20 protein-coding genes are annotated in these 20,036 nt (G+C 30.9%); 7 read left to right on the top strand and 13 right to left on the bottom strand.

Annotated elements, in window-relative coordinates:
- Nucleotides 1-15: 15 nt before the first annotated feature.
- Nucleotides 16-402: a DUF1573 domain-containing protein gene (locus MHN29_RS04220; protein WP_235274560.1), complete on the top strand. Its 387-nt coding sequence runs from the start codon at nucleotides 16-18 to the stop codon at nucleotides 400-402.
- Nucleotides 403-482: 80 nt separating this feature from the next.
- Here the strand turns inward: MHN29_RS04220 and MHN29_RS04215 are convergent, their stop codons facing one another.
- The 5 genes from MHN29_RS04215 to MHN29_RS04195 all read right to left on the bottom strand — a co-directional run bounded on the left by MHN29_RS04215 (nucleotide 483) and on the right by MHN29_RS04195 (nucleotide 6,380).
- Entirely contained in the window at nucleotides 483-1,586 is a 1,104-nt protein-coding gene (locus MHN29_RS04215) for a DNA helicase PriA (protein ID WP_235276244.1), read from the bottom strand.
- Between the two features lie 73 nt (nucleotides 1,587-1,659).
- The gene (locus MHN29_RS04210) at nucleotides 1,660-2,793 is read right to left on the bottom strand and encodes an SPFH domain-containing protein (RefSeq protein ID WP_235274562.1); all 1,134 of its coding nucleotides are present in this window, start codon (nucleotides 2,791-2,793) and stop codon (nucleotides 1,660-1,662) included.
- A gap of 125 nt (nucleotides 2,794-2,918) precedes the next feature.
- Nucleotides 2,919-3,665 (bottom strand): succinate dehydrogenase/fumarate reductase iron-sulfur subunit, encoded by a 747-nt coding sequence (locus MHN29_RS04205; protein ID WP_235274563.1) that lies wholly within the window; start codon nucleotides 3,663-3,665, stop codon nucleotides 2,919-2,921.
- A 9-nt stretch (nucleotides 3,666-3,674) separates the two neighbouring features.
- Complete coding sequence (locus tag MHN29_RS04200; protein ID WP_150897992.1) at nucleotides 3,675-5,690, bottom strand: fumarate reductase/succinate dehydrogenase flavoprotein subunit; 2,016 nt, start codon at nucleotides 5,688-5,690, stop codon at nucleotides 3,675-3,677.
- A 12-nt stretch (nucleotides 5,691-5,702) separates the two neighbouring features.
- Nucleotides 5,703-6,380: a succinate dehydrogenase cytochrome b subunit gene (locus MHN29_RS04195; protein ID WP_150897991.1), complete on the bottom strand. Its 678-nt coding sequence runs from the start codon at nucleotides 6,378-6,380 to the stop codon at nucleotides 5,703-5,705.
- A gap of 224 nt (nucleotides 6,381-6,604) precedes the next feature.
- On the opposite strand from MHN29_RS04195, the gene MHN29_RS04190 reads away from it, so the two are divergent.
- A complete protein-coding gene (locus MHN29_RS04190; protein WP_235274564.1) occupies nucleotides 6,605-7,708 on the top strand; it encodes a type 1 glutamine amidotransferase domain-containing protein in 1,104 nt (367 codons plus the stop codon).
- A gap of 96 nt (nucleotides 7,709-7,804) precedes the next feature.
- A complete protein-coding gene (locus MHN29_RS04185; protein WP_235274565.1) occupies nucleotides 7,805-8,851 on the top strand; it encodes an AraC family transcriptional regulator in 1,047 nt (348 codons plus the stop codon).
- A gap of 5 nt (nucleotides 8,852-8,856) precedes the next feature.
- Here MHN29_RS04185 and MHN29_RS04180 read toward each other — a convergent pair whose 3' ends face one another.
- Together MHN29_RS04180 and MHN29_RS04175 are read right to left on the bottom strand one after the other, a co-directional pair.
- Nucleotides 8,857-9,552 carry an alpha/beta fold hydrolase gene (locus MHN29_RS04180; protein ID WP_235274566.1) on the bottom strand — a complete coding sequence of 232 codons (696 nt, stop codon included), beginning with the start codon at nucleotides 9,550-9,552 and terminating at the stop codon, nucleotides 8,857-8,859.
- Nucleotides 9,552-10,064 carry a hypothetical protein gene (locus MHN29_RS04175; RefSeq protein WP_239176065.1) on the bottom strand — a complete coding sequence of 171 codons (513 nt, stop codon included), beginning with the start codon at nucleotides 10,062-10,064 and terminating at the stop codon, nucleotides 9,552-9,554. The genes MHN29_RS04180 and MHN29_RS04175 overlap by 1 nt, the downstream gene beginning before the upstream one ends.
- 195 nt (nucleotides 10,065-10,259) lie before the next feature.
- On the opposite strand from MHN29_RS04175, the gene MHN29_RS04170 reads away from it, so the two are divergent.
- The 3 genes from MHN29_RS04170 (at nucleotide 10,260) to MHN29_RS04160 (ending at nucleotide 12,509) form a co-directional block, all read left to right on the top strand.
- On the top strand, nucleotides 10,260-11,105 hold the full coding sequence (locus MHN29_RS04170) for a helix-turn-helix domain-containing protein (RefSeq protein ID WP_235274568.1): 846 nt from the start codon (nucleotides 10,260-10,262) through the stop codon (nucleotides 11,103-11,105).
- Nucleotides 11,106-11,471: 366 nt separating this feature from the next.
- Complete coding sequence (locus tag MHN29_RS04165; RefSeq protein ID WP_235274569.1) at nucleotides 11,472-12,029, top strand: carboxymuconolactone decarboxylase family protein; 558 nt, start codon at nucleotides 11,472-11,474, stop codon at nucleotides 12,027-12,029.
- A 117-nt stretch (nucleotides 12,030-12,146) separates the two neighbouring features.
- Nucleotides 12,147-12,509 carry a cupredoxin domain-containing protein gene (locus tag MHN29_RS04160; RefSeq protein ID WP_150897970.1) on the top strand — a complete coding sequence of 121 codons (363 nt, stop codon included), beginning with the start codon at nucleotides 12,147-12,149 and terminating at the stop codon, nucleotides 12,507-12,509.
- A gap of 75 nt (nucleotides 12,510-12,584) precedes the next feature.
- Here the strand turns inward: MHN29_RS04160 and MHN29_RS04155 are convergent, their stop codons facing one another.
- The 6 genes from MHN29_RS04155 to MHN29_RS04130 form a co-directional block, all read right to left on the bottom strand.
- On the bottom strand, nucleotides 12,585-12,977 hold the full coding sequence (locus MHN29_RS04155; protein WP_150897969.1) for a hypothetical protein: 393 nt from the start codon (nucleotides 12,975-12,977) through the stop codon (nucleotides 12,585-12,587).
- A 6-nt stretch (nucleotides 12,978-12,983) separates the two neighbouring features.
- Nucleotides 12,984-14,276: an aminopeptidase P family protein gene (locus MHN29_RS04150; protein ID WP_235274570.1), complete on the bottom strand. Its 1,293-nt coding sequence runs from the start codon at nucleotides 14,274-14,276 to the stop codon at nucleotides 12,984-12,986.
- Nucleotides 14,277-14,350: 74 nt separating this feature from the next.
- Nucleotides 14,351-14,935, bottom strand: coding sequence for a Crp/Fnr family transcriptional regulator (locus tag MHN29_RS04145; protein WP_235274571.1), 585 nt, complete (start codon nucleotides 14,933-14,935; stop codon nucleotides 14,351-14,353).
- Nucleotides 14,936-15,008: 73 nt separating this feature from the next.
- Complete coding sequence (locus MHN29_RS04140; protein ID WP_235274572.1) at nucleotides 15,009-16,817, bottom strand: lysophospholipid acyltransferase family protein; 1,809 nt, start codon at nucleotides 16,815-16,817, stop codon at nucleotides 15,009-15,011.
- A gap of 60 nt (nucleotides 16,818-16,877) precedes the next feature.
- Nucleotides 16,878-18,122 carry an aspartate kinase gene (locus MHN29_RS04135; protein WP_235274573.1) on the bottom strand — a complete coding sequence of 415 codons (1,245 nt, stop codon included), beginning with the start codon at nucleotides 18,120-18,122 and terminating at the stop codon, nucleotides 16,878-16,880.
- Nucleotides 18,109-18,594: a GNAT family N-acetyltransferase gene (locus tag MHN29_RS04130; protein WP_150897964.1), complete on the bottom strand. Its 486-nt coding sequence runs from the start codon at nucleotides 18,592-18,594 to the stop codon at nucleotides 18,109-18,111. The genes MHN29_RS04135 and MHN29_RS04130 overlap by 14 nt, the downstream gene beginning before the upstream one ends.
- Nucleotides 18,595-18,929: 335 nt before the next feature.
- Here MHN29_RS04130 and fbp point away from each other — a divergent pair, with 335 nt between their 5' ends.
- Complete coding sequence (fbp, locus tag MHN29_RS04125; protein WP_150897962.1) at nucleotides 18,930-19,952, top strand: class 1 fructose-bisphosphatase; 1,023 nt, start codon at nucleotides 18,930-18,932, stop codon at nucleotides 19,950-19,952.
- Nucleotides 19,953-20,036: the final 84 nt, after the last annotated feature.

Genomic DNA, 20,036 nt, shown 5'->3' with positions numbered 1-20,036 from the left:
TTTAAAACAGAAAATATGAAAACAATTTTACCTTTTTTAGTGCTTTGTTTTATTGGAGTAACAATGAATGCACAAGAGTTTAAGTTTGTAACAGAATCTATAGATTACGGAAAAATAAGCCAAGGTTCAGAAGGAACAAGAACATTTGAATTTACCAATATAGGAGATGCGCCTTTAATTATAACTGGAGTTCAATCTACTTGTGGTTGTGCTATACCGAAAAAACCAGAAAAACCAATTATGCCTGGTGAAAAAGGACAAATACAAGTTTCCTATGATACTTCAAGAATGGGAGGGTTTTCAAAAGCTGTTACTATTATATCAAATGCAAAACAATCGAGAAAAATGATAAAGATTAAAGGGTTTGTTAGTAAAGAGAAGCTTAATAAAGAAAAAGTTTAATTTACTGTTTGTAGAAAACCGAGTTGATTTCAACTCGGTTTTTAATTTTTATAAGTGATTTACATTTTAAATATCTCGTTTTATTTTTCAGAAAAAACGATAATTAAACCAATAATTGTAAGTATTAATAAACATAAGAAAAATATTTTCCAGAAAGAATAAGGTCTATTTCCTGAAATCTTACCAGTTTGACCATTTACATAAAAATGATACTTTTTACTATTAAATAAATAAGAAGAGATATACACTGGTAATAATATATGCTTAAAGGTTTCCTCAGAAAGCGTCATGTCTAAACTACTTACACGCTGTGTATCACCACCAATATCTCTACAAGCCCAATTAGTTGCTATTCTCTCAGCTTCTTGTTTAGATTTTAAATGACCATCTTCTAAAGGTAATGTATACTTCTCAGTAACAAAACCTGCTAAATATTTAGAATTAAAGGTTTCTAAGGCGGTTAAATCCCAATTAGCTATATTGTTTGGTAAAGAATTGTTTCTTTTCTTAGAAGCGTTAATAAGGGTGTCGTCGATAAAACCGCTAACAGATCCATAAGCTGGTGTCCATCTAGTTTTTCTAACTTGCCTTGTTTTTGTTACACTTTTTCCATTTTCAACAGTATTATAACTTTCAGTTACATAATAATAATCTCCTCGTTGACCAGTATAATTTGCAAATAATTCAGCATCAAAAGTCCAATAAGGAACATACAAACCTTTTGTTTTTTGTGGATCTAAAGCTGCTTTTTGAAGTTTATTAGGCGCAAACCATAAACTTTTTACCCATTTTCTAAAAATCTCATGAGATTGTTTATGTGTCAATTGAAAAGGAAGAACAGCACCAGGTAAAATCCAATCTTCGTCATAAGCATCTTCTACAACAAGGGGTTGACTACAATATACACAGTGTAAAGATTTATAGTTTTCTTCTATATGTTGATTTGCACCACAAGATTTACAATGCAGCATACTTATTTTTTCAGTATGAGATTGTGCCCCCATTTTTTCTAAATAAGGGTAAAGCTCTAGCTCTTCAAATACAGAATCTGTTTTTTCTATTGTTTCTTCATAACCACAATATTCACATTTAATTTCAGAAGAACCAGGTTTATATAGTAATTCAGCACCACAATTAATACATGGTTTTTTTTGTTCAGAATGTTGTATTGTTTCTTGATTCATTGATATTAGAATCATATAAAACTAACCCATTATTAAAGAATAATAGGTTAAGTTCTAATTATAGATTGATATTTTAATTATTTGGTAAAGGTGGAGGTACAGAACCTAATAAGTTTTGTAATTCAGGCACACTTTGTAAGCTAGTCCAATTGGCCATTCCTTGTTTCCAAACTAAGGTTTCAGCGTTTATACTTCTAGCCGCAAATAAATTTTTAAGTGCTTCAAAATTAACAGGTCCAGCTTGCTGACCGTTAGCAGCATAATAGTATTGAACTTGATTTGGCAGTGGTGGTGGAGTAGCTCCAGTTGAAGCAGGTTGATTTACTGTTTTTGACTGCGTTTGTTGGTTAAATAAGGTTCCCATTTGTTGAGCCATGGCAAAGCCCATTCCCATTCCCATACCAGCACCAGCAGCACCAGATTCATTAGAAGCAGCAGCTTCCATTGCTTTAGCAGCTTTGAATTTGGCTAACTTGTCTAAATCTACTTTATTAAGTCTACTGTATTCAAAAATTTCCTTTTTCAGTTCTTCTGGCATTGAAACATTTTCAATGAAAAACTTTTCTAAAGAAATACCTACTGAATTAAATTCAGGATTCATTACCTCTAAGCAAGTTTCCGATAACTCGTTTGTATTAGCAGCATACAATTCAATCGGTAAATTAGCTTCACCTATAGTATCAGTAAAACGAGTAGAGATTAAACTTTTAAGGTGTTCATTTATTTCATAATTGGTAAAATGGCTATCAGTACCAACAATATCTGTTATAAACTTACCGGCATCGTTAATTTTAAAAGCATAAGTACCAAAAGCTCTTATTTCTACAAATCCAAAACGATCATCGTTTAAAGTAATAGGATTTTTAGTTCCCCATTTTTCGTCTGTAAACATGCGTGAACTAACAAAATATACTTCAGCTTTAAAAGGACTATTAAAACCATATTTCCATCCTTTTAGAGTAGCTAGTATAGGTAAGTTTTGAGTGTTTAAAGTGTAGGTTCCTGGTTTAAAAACATCGGCTAATTGCCCTTCATTTATAAATACAGCGATTTGCCCTTCTCTTACTACTAATTGAGCACCATTTTTAATTTCATTTTGGTAGCGTTCAAAACGATGAACAATAGTATCATTTGTATTGTCAAGCCATTCAATTATATCAATAAACTCGTGGCTTAATTTCTTTTTAATTTCATCGAAAATTCCCATTTGATTCTTTTTAATAGATTACCTCTACAATATAAGTATTCTTAGCTTATTTTTTGTTACAAGTTTAACCAACAAAAAAACTCAAGCAAATAGCTTGAGTTTTTTAATTTTATATAAGGTGTTTTTTATCCTTTTAAAGAAGCTTTTATAAACTCAGAGTTCATACGAGCTATATTTTCTAAAGAGATTCCTTTAGGACACTCAATTTCACAAGCACCAGTATTAGTACAGTTACCAAAACCTTCTAAGTCCATTTGAGCTACCATGTTTTTAACACGTTCTGTAGCTTCAACTTGTCCTTGAGGTAATAAAGCATATTGCGAAACTTTAGCACCTACGAATAACATTGCAGATGAGTTTTTACAAGTAGCAACACAAGCACCACAACCAATACAAGTAGCAGCATCCATCGCTTTATCTGCAGCTTCCTTAGAAATTGGAATAGCATTAGCATCTTGTGTATTACCAGAAGTGTTTACTGAAATATATCCACCAGCTTGTTGAATACGTTCGAAAGAACTTCTATCAACTACTAAATCTTTAATTACAGGGAATGCAGCTGCTCTCCATGGTTCAATAGTAATTGTATCACCATCTTTAAACATACGCATGTGTAACTGACAAGTAGTTATCCCACGGTCAGGACCATGAGCTTCACCATTAATATACATAGAACACATACCGCAAATTCCTTCACGACAATCATGGTCAAATGCAACAGGCTCTTCACCTTTATTAATTAATTGTTCGTTTAATACATCCATCATTTCTAAGAAAGACATATGCTCAGAAATATCGGTCACTTTATAATCGACCATTTTTCCTTTATCACTTGCGCCTTTTTGACGCCAAATTTTAAGTGTTAAATTCATAATACTATCTTATTTGTATGAACGTTGTTTTAATTCAATATCGTTAAATTCTAATTCTTCTTTGTGTAAAACTGCATCAGCAGGCTCTCCTTTATATTCCCAAGCAGATACGTATGCAAAGTTTTTATCGTCACGTTTAGCTTCTCCTTTTTGAGGACCATCTAATTCTACAGATTCTTCTCTAAAGTGACCTCCACAAGATTCTGTTCTGTTTAAGGCATCTTTAGCAAATAATTCTCCTAATTCTAAGAAGTCAGCAACACGACCAGCTTTTTCTAACTCTGGGTTCATTTCGTTTGCACCTCCAGGAACTGTTACATTTTTCCAGAAATCTTCACGTAAAGCTTTAATTTCTGTCATTGCTTCTTTTAAACCTTTTTCGTTACGAGCCATTCCACATTTTTCCCACATAATAACTCCAAGTTTTTTGTGGTAGTAATCTACAGAATGCTCTCCTTTATTGTTTACGAAGAAATCGATACGGTCTTTAACAGCTTTTTCAGCTTCGTCAAATTCTTTAGTATCAGTAGGGATTTTTCCAGTACGAATATCTCCCGATAAATAATCACCAATTGTATAAGGTAATACAAAGTAACCATCGGCTAAACCTTGCATTAAAGCAGAAGCTCCTAAACGGTTAGCACCGTGATCAGAGAAATTTGCTTCACCAATAGCATAACAACCATCAATAGTAGTCATTAAGTTATAATCTACCCAAATACCACCCATTGTATAGTGAGTTGCAGGATAAATCATCATTGGTGTTTTATATGGATTGTCATCAACAATCTTCTCATACATTTGGAATAAGTTTCCATATTTAGCCTCAACAATTGCTTCACCTAATTCAGTAATTTTAGCAGCTGAAGGGTTTTCAATACCTTTTAATTTAGCTTGCTCTTTACCGTAACGCTCAATTGCCGATTTAAAATCTAAATATACAGCCTCTCCAGTAGCATTTACTCCGTAACCAGCATCACAACGCTCTTTAGCAGCACGAGAAGCAACATCACGAGGTACTAAGTTACCAAATGCAGGATATCTTCTTTCTAAGTAATAATCTCTTTCTTCTTCAGACAAATCAGTTGGTTTTTTACGACCTTCTCTAATTGCCATTACATCATCCATATTCTTAGGAACCCAAATCCTACCATCATTACGTAATGATTCAGACATTAACGTTAATTTCGATTGGTAATCTCCAGAACGAGGAATACATGTTGGGTGAATTTGTGTATAACAAGGATTTGCAAAATACGCTCCTTTTTTATGAATTTTCCATGCAGCAGTAGCGTTAGATCCCATTGCATTTGTAGATAAGAAATATACATTTCCGTATCCACCAGAAGCAATAACTACAGCATGCGCAGAATGACGCTCTATTTCACCAGTAACTAAGTTACGAGCTATAATACCACGCGCTTTTCCGTCGACAATAACTACATCTAACATTTCATGACGATTGAACATTTCAATCTTACCACGAGCTATTTGACGGTTCATTGCAGAGTAAGCACCTAATAATAATTGTTGTCCAGTTTGTCCTTTAGCATAAAAAGTACGAGATACTAATACACCTCCAAACGAACGGTTATCTAATAAACCACCATAATCACGAGCAAAAGGAACACCTTGTGCCACACACTGGTCAATAATATTTGCAGAAACTTCAGCCAAACGATATACGTTTGCTTCACGTGAACGGTAATCTCCTCCTTTTACTGTATCATAAAATAAACGGTAAAAAGAATCACCATCACCTTGATAGTTTTTAGCAGCGTTAATACCTCCTTGTGCAGCAATAGAGTGTGCACGACGAGGTGAATCTTGATAAGCAAATGCTTTTACATTGTATCCTAATTCAGCTAATGTTGCTGAAGCAGAACCACCTGCTAAACCTGTACCAACTACAATTACATCTATTAAACGCTTGTTGGCAGGATTTACTAAGTCAATTTTATCTTTATAAGATGTCCATTTATCTTTTAATGGACCTTTTGGAATTTTTGAATCTAAAGTAGCCATACTTATTAGGTATTAATGATTGAAATGGTGAAATAAAGCAATGATGATGAATCCTACTGGAATACCAATTGCATAAATTTTACTAAATGTTTTCAATCCTTTAGTATATTTATTATTTGCTCCAACTGATTGAAAAGCTGAATTAAAGCCATGTAACAAGTGCATTGCTAAGAATACAAATGCAACAACATAAGCACCAACTCTAATTGGACTTAAAAACTTGTGTTGTAACTCGTGGAAATATCTAAATTCTCCATCGTGTAAACCACTCCAGTCACCTTGAATAAACTTAGTGTTGATTTCTGGAAACCAAAAATCGATAAAGTGTAAAACAACAAAAGCTAAAATAGCTGCACCAGACCAAATCATGTTTCTACTCATCCAAGTAGAATTGGCTGCACCATTATTTTTAGCATAACTTACTTTTCTTGCACTCCAGTTTTTTGCTTCTAATACAAATCCCATTACAAAGTGAAAAATTACACCAAAAATTAAGACAGGTTGCATTACGTATTGTACTAACGCATTAGTCCCCATAAAGTGGGATAACTTGTTAAATGTTGCTCCATTGTCTGGAAAAATTGAAGTAATGTTAATTGCAAAGTGCTGTAATAAGAAAAACATCAAGAAGAACGCCGAAAGTGCCATGGCAAATTTTCTTCCTATCGAAGATTTTAATAATCCCATTATTTTGTTTATTGATTATATTATAATACAAATTTAAGAGCTAAAGGCTACACGGACAAACTTTACGAATTCTTTTCTTAAATATTTAGAATGGGTTTAAATAGAGGGTATAGTTTCTTAAAAAATAATTGATTAAATAATCTTTTCCTCTGACGAAATTATCATTTACTCAGTCTTTACGGGTTTGTTTATAGTAATTAGCAGCATAATTATTAAAAATAAATACCATGCTTAAAAAATATCCAAAACTAAAATGGACCTTAATTTCAATCCTTAGTTTAGTAATTCTTATTGTTTCTTTTGGACTTTGGTTTATAAATCTTTTACCTCTTGAAGAAATGAAAAAAGATTTAACAAAGAGCAGAGCAGAAAATATTACGTACTTATCTCAAAATGTAATTTCTAATAGAGGGAAAATATTAGCAGTTGTTACTAGTGCTAATACTATGGGGAATAGTGGAAAGAGTACAGGGTATGAATTAACTGAATTATCAAGGGCTTATTATGTTTTTAAAGCAAATGGTTTTGAAGTAGATGTAGCAAGTCCGTTAGGAGGAAAACCACCTGTAGTAATAGATAAAGATGATATGAGAGAATTTGACTATGTTTTTTTAAATGACCCAATAGCACAATATAAAACAAGTAATACAATTGCTTTAGATAATGTAATTGCTGACGATTACGAAGCAGTATACTTTGTAGGAGGTAAGGGAGCAATGTTCGATTTTCCAAATAATAAAGCAATTCAGGAAATTGTAAAAAAAATATATCAATCAAGGAAAGTTATAGGAGCAGTTTGTCATGGTCCTTCAGCATTAGTAAATGTAACTCTTGATAATGGAAAACATCTATTAGAAAATAAGACTGTAAGTAGTTTTACGAATAAAGAAGAGTTATTGTTAATACCTGATGCAGAATCAATATTTCCATTCCTATTACAAGACAAATTAGTGTCTAAGGGAGCTAAGTTTCATGAAGGAACGATGTATTTAGAAACGATAAGTCACGATAATAATTTAATTACTGGGCAAAACCCATGGTCTACATGGAAACTAGCAGAAACAATGGTGAAACAATTAGGATATATGCCTAAATACAGAAAAATAACAGGAGAAGAGAACGCCGTAAAAGTTTTACAGGTATACGAAAATGAAGGATCAAAAAAAGCAAAAGAGTTAATTGATAAGCTATTAATACATGAAAATAAATCAATAGATAGATTATTGTTAGCATCTCATAGTGTTATTGCAGGAATGAAAGGAGAGGTAGGTCGTTTCTTTGGTTTACTTGGGTTAACATCTTATGCTAAAGACAAAGCTAAAAATAAATAAAAAACACTTTTGATTGTTTTTAGAAGCATAGACCTACTATAAGGGTTTGTGCTTTGCTTTCTAGTAAATATTTATAAATTTGATAAAAATATTCTATTGAGTTTTTTAGAAATACTTCTTATCATTATCAGTAGTGCAGGTTTATTGCACGGAATTTTATTTGCATTTTACTTATGCCTTTTTAAAAAGAAAAAAACATTAACTAATTTATTATTAGGGTTGATTTTGATTTTCATGGCATTTAGAATAGGAAAATCGGTAATGATGAATTTTGGTGACGACTTGGAACCTATATTTATCTTTGCTGGACTTGCTTTTTTACTATTAATAGGTCCTTTTCTTAGGTGGTACACTTTAGGAATGACTAAGCCAAATTTTAAGTTTTTAAAGACTTATTTTTTAGAGTTAATTCCTTTTTTTCTCGTATTTGTAATGAGTTTTTTTATAACCAAAGAATCATTTGAAAATGATAGGATAGTTATAATTTTACTTTCAAGTGTACTTCTGTTCATTTATTTACATTTTGCTTTTTATATAGGGTTTTCATGGAAAATATTAAGAGATAAAAGGAGGGAAGTAAAAAATGAAGCACAAACAAAATCGCAAAAAGCGATATTTGATTGGTTAAAGCTAGTTGTTATAGGTTTTGTTGTTATTTGGGTTTCCTACTTTTTGAACCTTATAGAAGAATCAGTTCCTTATATTATTGGTCCTATAATGTATTCAGTAATTATTTATTTTCTCAGTTATAAGGCTTTTGAGTTAAAAGCTACAGAAATAGATGGAGATGTATTTAAACTTAATAACGACTTAGTATTATTTAATCAAATATCTAAATTGATTATAGATGATGAGTTGTATTTGAAACCAGATTTAACACTTTCCAAATTAAGTAATCTAATAGGGGAGAGCACACAAAAAATATCATCGATAATTAATGAATATGGAAAACGAAATTTTAATGATTTTATTAATTATTATAGGGTAGAGGAAGCTAAAAAAATGCTGTTAGATTCTAAAAACGAAAAGTTTACCATTTCATCAATTGCGTTTGAAATAGGGTTTGGAAGTTTGTCTTCTTTTAATAGTGCGTTTAAAAAGTTTGAGGGAATAACACCTTCCAACTTCAGAAAGAATAGATAGATTGTTTAATCTTTCAAGACAACATTCAAAATACCAGATAACTCTTTTGGTTTTTCTAAAGGAATCATATGACCACAATTTTTAATACTAATAAATTTTCCTTTCAAAGTATTATTAGCAGTTTTTTTGATTGCTTCTGAAGGAACCAAGGTGTCGTTTTCAGCAGAAATAAATAATATTGGAATATTTAATTGAGTAATTTGTTGAGATATGTCTACTCTAGAAGAAGTAGCTTTTAACTGTTGGATTAAAACTTTTTTTCCTAAATCACTATCCATTTTTTTTATAATTCCAGTAATTTTTGGATTGCTATGATTATCTGGATGTAAAAATTGTTGAATTCTAGCTTGAGATATTCCTTTGTAGCTGTGTTTTTCTAAAAAATCAATAGTGCTTTTTCTTAATGAGATTTCCTTATCATTTAAACCATTGGTGTTTGCCGCAACAATAATTAACTTTTTAATCTTATTAGGAAAATGAATAGCAAAATTTAAAGCAGAAAATCCACCTAATGAGAAACCAACAATAGTTACAGGTGTTTCAGTTTCAATTTTTGATAGAATTATACTGTTTATGTCTTCAAAAGAGTTAGCATTACTAATGTCAATATGGATAGGGACAATGTTTTCTACGTTTGGAAATACAAATTGCCATAAATCAACAGTACACATAGTACCAGAAATAAAATATACCTTTTGCATTATCTGTCAGTATTAGAGTTTACCAAACATTTATTGTTTTCCCATTTCCCTTTTAATGATTCCTGACTAATGAGCTCATTTTTACAGGTTAAGAAACGACCGTTTTTATCTTTTTTAATAATTTTTAATTTTCCAGCATGTATAGCGCTAATAATTCTATAAATCAATCCGTTTTTAGGAGTTTTACTTCCTTTGTAAGTAAGTGATAATCCGAATTCATTATTAAACAAATCCATTGTGGTCGAAATTTTATCAGGAACAACTCCGTCTTCTAGTTTTCGTTTCTTATAAGTTTTGTAATTTTCTCTTTCATGAGCTTTTCCTAGAGAACGTGCTGCATTAAGACCTATTTTTTGTCGTAAACTAGCCATCCAAAAAGCATGACGAAAGGCGTCTACTTGTCCGCCAGAAGGATCTCCGTCTAATAAAGGAGACTTTTTAATAGAGTCAGCAATTCTATTTGCTTCACGTGAAACATCCAAAGCTTTTTTAGCTTTAAATGGATGAAACATTACCCACATCTTTTTCTGATGAGATAATTTTTTAAACTTTTTCCAATTAGATTGTGAGAAAATAATGCTGTGAGAAATTAGAAAACAAATAAATATAAATCTCTTTATAAACATGTAATTAATTTTAGCCCAAATATAGCTTTGTTTTGTTAGCTAATCGTTTTTTTTCGACCAAGAATAAAACTATGCAAAACTATGGCTATACAAGAAGTAACCTCACACTCGTACAAAGATATCTTTAGTTTACAAACAATTCAGTTTGAACGAACTTGTGTTATAAACAAACCGCAACGAATAGATGAATATAAAATCTTTTGGATAAAAGAAGGTAGTGGAAAATATAGTATAGATTTTGAAACCTATTCTTTTGAAGGAAATGTATTGTGTTTTTTATCGCCAGGACAAATATTTTCAGTTGAATCAGAAAATATCAACAAAGCACATATGTTAAGTTTTGTTAGAGACTTCTATTGTATTCAAACACATGATTCAGAAATAGCCTGTAATGGAATTTTATTTAATAATATCTATGAAACACCATTTGTAAAACCTTGTGAAAAAGATACAGAAAAGCTAAACTTTATTATTGAAAGCTTAAAAGATGAATTAAAGAATACAGATACGGCTCAATATGATATGTTACAGGCGTATTTAAAACAGTTTATAATTCATTCGGTAAGAATCAAAAAAGAGCATGATATTATTAAAGAAGATTCCGAAACAAAGCTTTTTAAAGACTTTAGTTTGTTGGTAGAGCAAAATTTTAAAAAACTACACAGTGTAACCGATTATGCAAACCGTTTAGGTATTTCTCCAAAATCATTGGCAAAGCACTTTCAAAAGATAGGAGCAAAAACACCAAGTGATTTTATTAAAGATAGAGTGATAACTGAAGCAAAACGGCAACTTTTATATTCAACAGAAGCTATAAAAAATATTGCTTTCGATTTAGGATTTAATGATCCTGCATACTTTTCTCGCTTTTTTACAAAAGCAACAGGGCAATCGCCAAAACAATTTCAAAAAGAACAAAAGGCATAAAAAAACTCGCAACACACAAGGGCTACGAGTAAGGGGTATTATTAAAGGGGGTATAACATAAGGGGATATGTTATGTAATAATGAGACAAATATAACATTCTTTTTCAATCAGCCAATTAACATAGGTTAATATTTTAAAAAAAGTCCTAATCATAGGAACCTTTGTCCATTTTTAGAAGAGCATTCTCGTCGCATCTTTGTACTAGAATTTTAACCGATGGTTTTCACGGTTAATTAAAAACAAAAAAGATGAAGACAAAAGAATATCAATGCCCTAATTGTTGGGGATACCAAGAATACGAAAATCAATTTTCTGAAGGAGAATTGTGTGACAAACAAAAATAAGAACCTAAAAAAAATAAAGAAATGAGTACAAGAATTGAAACATTAAACCCAGAAACTACAACAGGAAAATCAAAAGAATTATTTGATGCAGTACAAAGCAAATTAGGATTTATACCTAATTTAATAAAAGTGTTTGGTAATTCACCTGCAACATTACAAAGCTATTTAAGCTTAGGAGAGTTAACTGCAAGTGGAAACTTTTCTAATAAGTTTAGAGAGCAATTAGCTTTAGCAATAGCAGAAGAAAACGAATGTAATTATTGTTTATCAGCACATACAGCTATTGGTAAAATGAATGGTTTAACTGAAGAAGAAACTGCTCAAAACAGACAAGGAATAGCAGCTGACGCAAAAGTACAGGCAGGATTAAACTTTGCACAAAGTGTAACTAAAAATAGAGGTAAGGTAAGTTCTGAAGAAATAGCAGCAGTAAAAGCAGCAGGTTATAACGACGGAGATGTATTAGAAATAGTATTAAACGTAGTATCAAATACATTAACAAACTATGTTAACCATATTGCTGAAACTGAAATCGATTTTCCTAAAGTAGAATCAGGAAAATTTAACGTAAACGCATAATAAAATTTGAGTTAGTTCTTGTAGTAATATGTGAGGCATAACTATAATAACGGAGTTATAGGCTACAAGGCTGCTCAACCCTTAAATAAATCATCCATAATTATAAAAACAAATCAAATGAAACGTATTATCGCAATTTTAGTATTAACATTAGGAATCGCTTTTCAAGCAAATGCACAAGATGTTAAAACAGTAGCTTTAGAGCAAACTAAAGGAGAGTTTACTCAAAAAGCATTAACCTTAAAAGAAGGAACTTATATTTTTGAAATCTCTAATAAAGGAGTAGGGCATGATGTAGGTTTTGTATTAGCTCCAAAAGGAAAAGTAGAAGCAAAAGATCATATCAAAAATGCATATGTAACTTCTTTAGTAAAGAATAACGGAAAGTCTACTTCTAAGAAAGTAACTTTAAAAAAGGGAGAGTATGTGTACTTTTGCCCATTAAACCCAACACCACAATACAGCTTAAAAGTAGAGTAAGCTTTTTTATATAGAAAAGAAAACCCCGCAATATTTGCGGGGTTTTCTGATTTTTATGTGAAAAGAGAATTCAATTTAATCAACTTGAATTACTTCTTTTTTTAATGTCAAGTCACTAACATTTGATGTCGAAACTTGAAGATAACCATTTTTGGTTTTCTTAATAATTTTACAAGTTAAAATCATTTCAGGAAGATTTTTATTCTGTGGATTTAATAAGTCCTCAACAGGCTTAAGTTGATAAGTACAATCGTTAATCCAGGTTACTACTAATTTTATCTTGTAATTATGTTTTTTATTTTCTTCAATTTGATATTTTGACGTTCTTTTGATATTAGTAATACCACTTAAATCATCTACTATTTTAAAATTACCAACTTTAAAAAGAGAACAATTTAAGTCTTTAATATTACTTTGGGAATAAGCAATAGAAGTAATGAAAAATAGTAATAATATTAGTTTTTTCATTTTTAATTATTTATTCATAATATCTTCAATCTCATCAGCTTCTATTGGAATATTACGCATTAAGTTGAATGGTTCTCCAGTTTCTTGGATAACTACATCATCTTCCAAACGAATACCAAAGCCTTCATCTGGAATATAAATACCAGGTTCAACTGTAAATACCATATTAGCTTGCATTGGCTCATGTAATAAACCATAATCATGAGTATCTAATCCCATATGGTGAGAAGTCCCGTGCATAAAGTATTTTTTATACGCTGGCCAGTTTGGATCTTCGTTTTGTACATCAGCTTTATCTAATAAACCTAAGCCTAGCAATTCAGAAGTCATTAGTTTACCAACTTCTACATGATAATCAGCCCAAATAGTTCCAGGAACTAATAATTTTGTAGCATCGTTTTTTACTCTGTTTACAGCATTATATACAGCTTTTTGTCTATCAGTAAAACGACCAGAAACAGGTACAGTTCTTGTCATATCAGAAGAATAGTTAGCATATTCAGCACCAACATCCATTAAAACTAAATCGCCAGCTTTACATTGTTGATTGTTTTCAATGTAGTGTAATACGTTTGCATTGTTTCCTGAAGCAATAATTGGTGTATAAGCGAATTTTTTAGAACGATTTCTAATGAATTCGTGGATAAATTCAGCTTCAATTTCATATTCCCAAACACCAGGTTTTATAAAATCTAAAACACGTCTAAAACCTTTTTCGGTAATATCACAAGCAGTTTGTAATAAGTCTAACTCAATTTGATCTTTTACAGAACGTAAACGCTGTAAAATAGGATTACTTTTAGCTACTGAATGTGCAGGGTATTTGGCTAATAACCATTTGTTAAAACGAGCTTCACGAGTTTCTGTTTCTACAGAAGCACGATAGTGCTCATTTGTGTTAATATAAACTGTGTCTGCTAAAGCCATCATTTCAGCTAATACTTTTTCTAAGTCTTGTAACCAAAAAACAGATTTAATACCACTTGTAGCTAAAGCTTTTTCTTTAGTCAATTTTTCACCTTCCCAAACAGCAATGTGCTCATTGGTTTCACGTAAAAATAAAACTTCACGTAAGTTTTCTTTTGGGCAATCAGGGAACACTACTAAAATACTTTCTTCTTGGTCTACACCACTTAAAAAGAAAATATCTCTATGTTGTTCAAAAGGTAAAGTACTATCGGCACTTACTGGATATATATCATTCGAATTAAAAACAGCTAAACTATTAGGCTTCATTTGTGCCATAAAGTTTTTACGATTTTTAATAAATAAATCTCTATTTATTGGATGGTATTTCATAATAAATTCAAATTAAATTATAAACTTGTTCCAAAAATAAGCAAACAAAATGTGCAAATATTAGCCATTTGGCGTTATTTTACATTTTTACGAATTCTACTCATATGCCTTGTTGAAATTCCTAAAAAAGAGGCTAAATACTGCAACGGAACTTTTTGTAATAATATAGGTTCGTTTAATAATAACTTCTGGTAACGTTCTTCAGGAGTTAATGTAAGTAAATTAATACGATAGTCGTCAATTAAAAAAATTTGATTTTCAATTAAATTGAAATAAAACTGATGAAAGCCTTTGTTATTTTTTAAAAGAAGTTTAAAATTAGTAACAGAAATTACCCACAAATTACAATCGCTTAAAGCTTTTATGTTTTTACGAGAAGGAGTTTGTTGTAAAAAGCTTTTTAAAGAGGTGGTACAAGTATTTTTTAAACCTAAATAAGTTGTTTTTTCTTCGTTAGAAACTTGAATAGCATGTTGTAAAACGCCACTTTCTATAAAGCAAAAGTGTTTACAAATTTTACCTTCTTCAACAAAGTATTCGTTTTTAGTAAGGGTTTTAAGAGAAAAGTGTTTTACAATTTCAGGTACAAATGAATTCAAAGTTTCATTGTTTATGATAGTTTGTATGTACTGTGTAAGATTTTCTTTTAAAACACTCATAGGTAGCTAATTTTGGTTTAAAAGTATAAAAAAAGGATGCTTAAACAAGCATCCTTTTTATAAGGTAATAGTATTATTTATTTAAACTCTCGGAAGCTCGCCTTTCTAATTCGGCTTGAAATTCTTCCATAACAGGTTTAACAGTACTGTCAGGAATGTCGGCTACTTTAATATACATTAATCCATCTACAGCATTGTTAAATTTAGGATCTACGTTAAAGGCAACCAATCGTGCATTTTGTTTTACATATTTCTTAATTAATACAGGAATACGTAATGCTCCAGGTTCAATTTCGTCAATAATTTTATCAAATTTTTGCATGTCTGCTTTAGTAGCATCAAAAACAAAATCTTTATCGGCATCTTTCAGACTTACCTTGAATTCTTTTTTAGGATGTATGTACTGAGCTACATATGGATCGTAGTAATGAGATTTCATGAATTCAATCATTAACGATTTTGAAAATTCTGAAAACTGATTACTAATACTTACTCCACCCATTAAGTATTTGTACTTAGGGTAACGTAAAGTAACATGAACAATACCTTTCCATAAAAGGAATAAAGGCATTGGTTTTTGCTGATACTTTTTTGATATAAAAGCTCTACCTAATTCAATAGTACTCTGCATCATTGAATATAATTCAGGTTCTATTCTAAATAAGGTATGGATATAAAATCCGTTGATTTCATATTTCTTAAAAATATCTTTTCCAAGTCCCATTCTATAGGCGCCTACCAATTCATTCTGCACATTATCCCATAAGAATAAGTGGTGGTAATACCTGTCAAACTTATCTAAGTCAATAGCTTTGTTAGTACCTTCTCCAACATCTCTAAAGGTAATTTCACGTAATCGTCCTATTTCATGTAAAATATTCGGAATCTCTTTCGCGTTAGAAAAAAAGACTTCATAGTTTTTACTTTGCAATAGTCTACTTCCTTTGTCTCTAAGCTCATCAACTTCTTTAATGAAAAGAGCAGAAGATTTTTGTGAAGTAACTTTTTTTGCCTTTTTAGGTATTTTAAGGTTTTGTGTTGATAAAATCTTTTGAGGTGTTTTCTCAAAAGGATTCGCCAACATGTATGTTTTTTTACGTAAGAATTGGTAAAATTCTGGAATTTCAGTGTAGGTATCTTGATCTTTTACTGAAATAGGTTTTCCAATTCTAACTTTAATTACTCGGCTTTTTTGTGAAAGTAATTCCGATGGTAATTTGGCAGTACGTAAAGTGTCGCTAATTTTAGATAAGAAATAAAATAACTGACTATTCTTAGCGTGGAAATAAATAGGGATTACAGGTACTTTAGCTTTTTTAATTAAACGTACAGCTCCTTCTTCCCATTCTTTATCAACCATTAATTTACCATCTCTGTACGTAGAAACTTCTCCTGCTGGAAAAATCCCTAAAGGTTTTCCTTCACGTAAGTGTAATAATGCATTTTTAATACCAGCAACACTCGATTTAGCATCCTTATGATTTTCAAAAGGATTTACTGGCATTACATAAGGCTTTAAAGGCTCAATTCTATGCAGTAAAAAATTAGCTATAATTTTATAGTCAGCTCTGTGTTCAACCAACAATTTAAGCAATAAAATACCATCTATACCACCTAATGGATGGTTAGAAATGGTAATGAAAGGCCCTTCTTTAGGAATACGTTTTAAATCTTCTTCAGGAATTTCAAATTCAATTTGAAATTCATTTAAAAGGCCATTTAAAAAAGGTAAATCCTTCTTATGTTTATGTTTATTATAAATTTTATTGGCCGTAGAAATGCGCAAAATTTTCATTAAAAGCCAACCAGAAAACGTTCCAAACGCTCCCAGTTTATCAGCTCCTATTGCCTTTGCAACTTCTTTTGGTGTTACTAATCCCATACACAGATATCAATTCGACTAACTGCAAATATAACGGAAATTTGCGAGCTTTAATAGCTTTTATTCGATGACCAATTGAGCTGTTTCTGTATTGATTTGACGTATAATAGCTTTACCTCTTTTTTGTATGGTTTTTATAGCTGTATCATTGAAATGACGAATGGTATAAAGCGTTACATTTTTGTATGATTTAATATTGAAATTTGTTTGTAAATCATTGTAAAAAGCATCGAAACGATCGTATTTATCTTCTATACAAACAGAAAAACTAATGGCTGAATTTTGAATTAAATTTACCTTCAATTTATACTCATGTAATTTTTTAAATACATCGCTAATGTTGTGTTCAACCATAAAAGAAAAGTCTTTAGCAGAAATTGAAGCTAAAATTTGATTTTTCTTCACGATAAAACAAGGTACTTCCGGTGTTATTTTTTTTCCTCTTCCCACACAAGTTCCGTTTTTAGTAATATCCTTAAAAGAACGAACAAATAATGGTATGTTTTTTTGTTCTAAAGGCTGAATTGTTTTTGGGTGTATTACAGAAGCTCCATAAAAAGCCATTTCTATAGCTTCGGTATATGATATTTCATGTAATAACTCCGTTTCAGTAAATACTCTAGGATCTGCGTTTAACACTCCGTCAACATCTTTCCAAATAGATACATTTTCAGCGTCTAAACAATAAGCAAAAATACCAGCAGTGTAATCAGATCCTTCTCTTCCTAAGGTTGTAGTTTCTTTTCCGTTACTACCTAAAAAACCTTGAGTTATATTTAGTTGAGAAGTATTTACATTTTCACTGATTTTCTTTTCAGTTAGTTTCCAATCAATTTTTGCATCCCTAAAATTAGAATTGGTTTGTATATAATCTCTTACGTCCAACCATTGGTTATTTACTCCAATTTTAGTTAAATAAGCACTTACAATATTTGTAGATATAAGTTCACCAAACCCTACTATTTGATCATATACATAATTATAATCAGTTGAGGTATTTTTAGCCATAAAACCACTTAACTCACCAAATAAAAGATTTACTTTATTAGTAATCTCATTATTTTCTTCAAACAAATCATTTATAATGTCTTGGTGATAGTTTACTACAAAATCTATTGAGTTTTGTAAGCTGTCTTTTTTATAAAAATAGTTGTTTATAATTTCTTCAAATGCATTGGTCATTTTACCCATTGCAGAGATAACAACTAAAAGATTTTCAGTTCCTTCGTGTTGTAAAACACGAGCTACATTTCTTACACTTTCTGCATCTTTAACAGATGCTCCTCCAAACTTAAATATTCTCATTGTAAAATTCTCTTAAGTTATCTTCACTCATATGGCATACTCTCCACTCATCATAAACGGTAGCACCAGTGCTTTTATAAAAATTAACAGCGCCAAGGTTCCAGTCTAATACTTCCCAAGCAACTCGTTTAAAGTTGTTTTCATGAGCGTATTTCATAATTGAAGTATACAAAGCTTTTCCAGCACCGATTCCTCTTTTAGATTCTGTTACCATTAAATCTTCTAAATGAATTGCTTTACCTTTCCAAGTTGAATAGCGTTCATAAAATAATGCCATTCCTATAATTTTCCCATCTGCTTCTTCAGCAACAAAAGTTTTAAATTTAGGATTGTCAGAAAAACCATCACGTAACAAATCGTCAACAGTAACTTTTACTGCATCTGGTTCTTTTTCAAAAACGGCTAATTCGATAATTAAATTTAATATAGCTTGAGCATCCTTACTTTCTCCGGACCTAATTATAAAACTCATGGTAAAATTTTTGTGTAAAGATACTTCTTAAAAAACTACTCAAAAACAAATAGAAAATTAAAACACATCATTTTAAATTGTTGAATTTTTCATAAACGATATAAAAGTAAAAAATATGATTAGAAGGGTTGCGTTTCTTTATTTGAATGTATTTTAATTTTAAGATTACATTGATAGTTAGGGAATGTAAAAAAATAGTTGTTTCTTTATATAAGAGTACTGGCTTCCGTTTATTGATTGCTAGTGTTCTAAAAAAAATATAAACGAAATCGTTGTAGTAACCCCAAAAAGGTAGCATCTTTGTGCGGAACATACGCAACACACAAAAATTTGAGATGAATAACAAACACATGACCCTTGGCGAGTATATTATTGATAACCAAAATCATTTTAAATACTCTTCTGGTGAGCTTTCTCGTTTAATAAACTCGATAAGATTAGCGGCAAAGGTAGTTAACCACGAAATTAGAAAAGCTGGTTTGGTTGATATTACAGGAGCTTCTGGAGATATAAATGTACAAGGGGAAACTCAGCAAAAATTAGATGTTTTAGCAAACGATTTATTTAAACAAACTCTTATTAATAGAGAAATAGTTTGTGGAATCGGAAGCGAAGAAGAAGACGATTATATTGTTGTTGAAGGAAAGAATAAAGGAAACGATAACAAATATGTATTGTTAATGGATCCTTTAGATGGGTCGTCGAATATTGATGTAAATGTATCTGTAGGTACTATTTTCTCTATTTACAGAAGAGTATCTCCAGAAGGAACACCGGTAACTAAAGAAGATTTTTTACAAAAAGGATCAGAGCAAGTAGCAGCTGGTTATGTTGCTTATGGAACTTCTACAATTTTAGTGTTTACAACAGGAAATGGAGTAAGTGGATTTACCTTAAATCCAGCTATCGGAACCTTTTATTTGTCACATCCAAATATTAAAATTCCAGAGCAAGGATCTATATATTCTATAAACGAAGGAAACTATGTACATTTTCCACAAGGAGTAAAAGAATATTTAAAATACTGCCAAGAGGAAAAGGAAAACAGACCATATACTTCTAGATACATTGGTTCATTGGTTTCTGATTTCCATAGAAATATGTTAAAAGGAGGTATTTATATGTACCCAACAAGTACTATTGGACCTAAAGGAAAATTACGTTTGTTATATGAATGTAATCCAATGGCATTTTTAGCAGAACAAGCAGGAGGTAAAGCAACTGATGGTTACAGAAGAATTTTAGACCTAGAGCCAACTGAGTTGCATCAAAGAGTTCCTTTTTTCTGTGGAAGTACCAACATGGTAGAAAAAGCAGAAGAATTTATGGCTAAATATCCAGAAGATGCGAATTACTAAAACGCATTAAAACAATAAGATTGATATAACTTATAGTTAAATAAATTTTCAATAAGGCAAACGGTTGTTTGCCTTATTTTTTTA

Origin of the sequence: Tenacibaculum sp. Cn5-46, assembly GCF_022347705.1 — a bacterium.
Lineage (GTDB): Bacteria > Bacteroidota > Bacteroidia > Flavobacteriales > Flavobacteriaceae > Polaribacter > Polaribacter aiptasiae.
The sequence above is the reverse complement of the archived record's forward strand: the minus strand, read 5'-3'. Positions and strand labels throughout refer to the sequence as shown.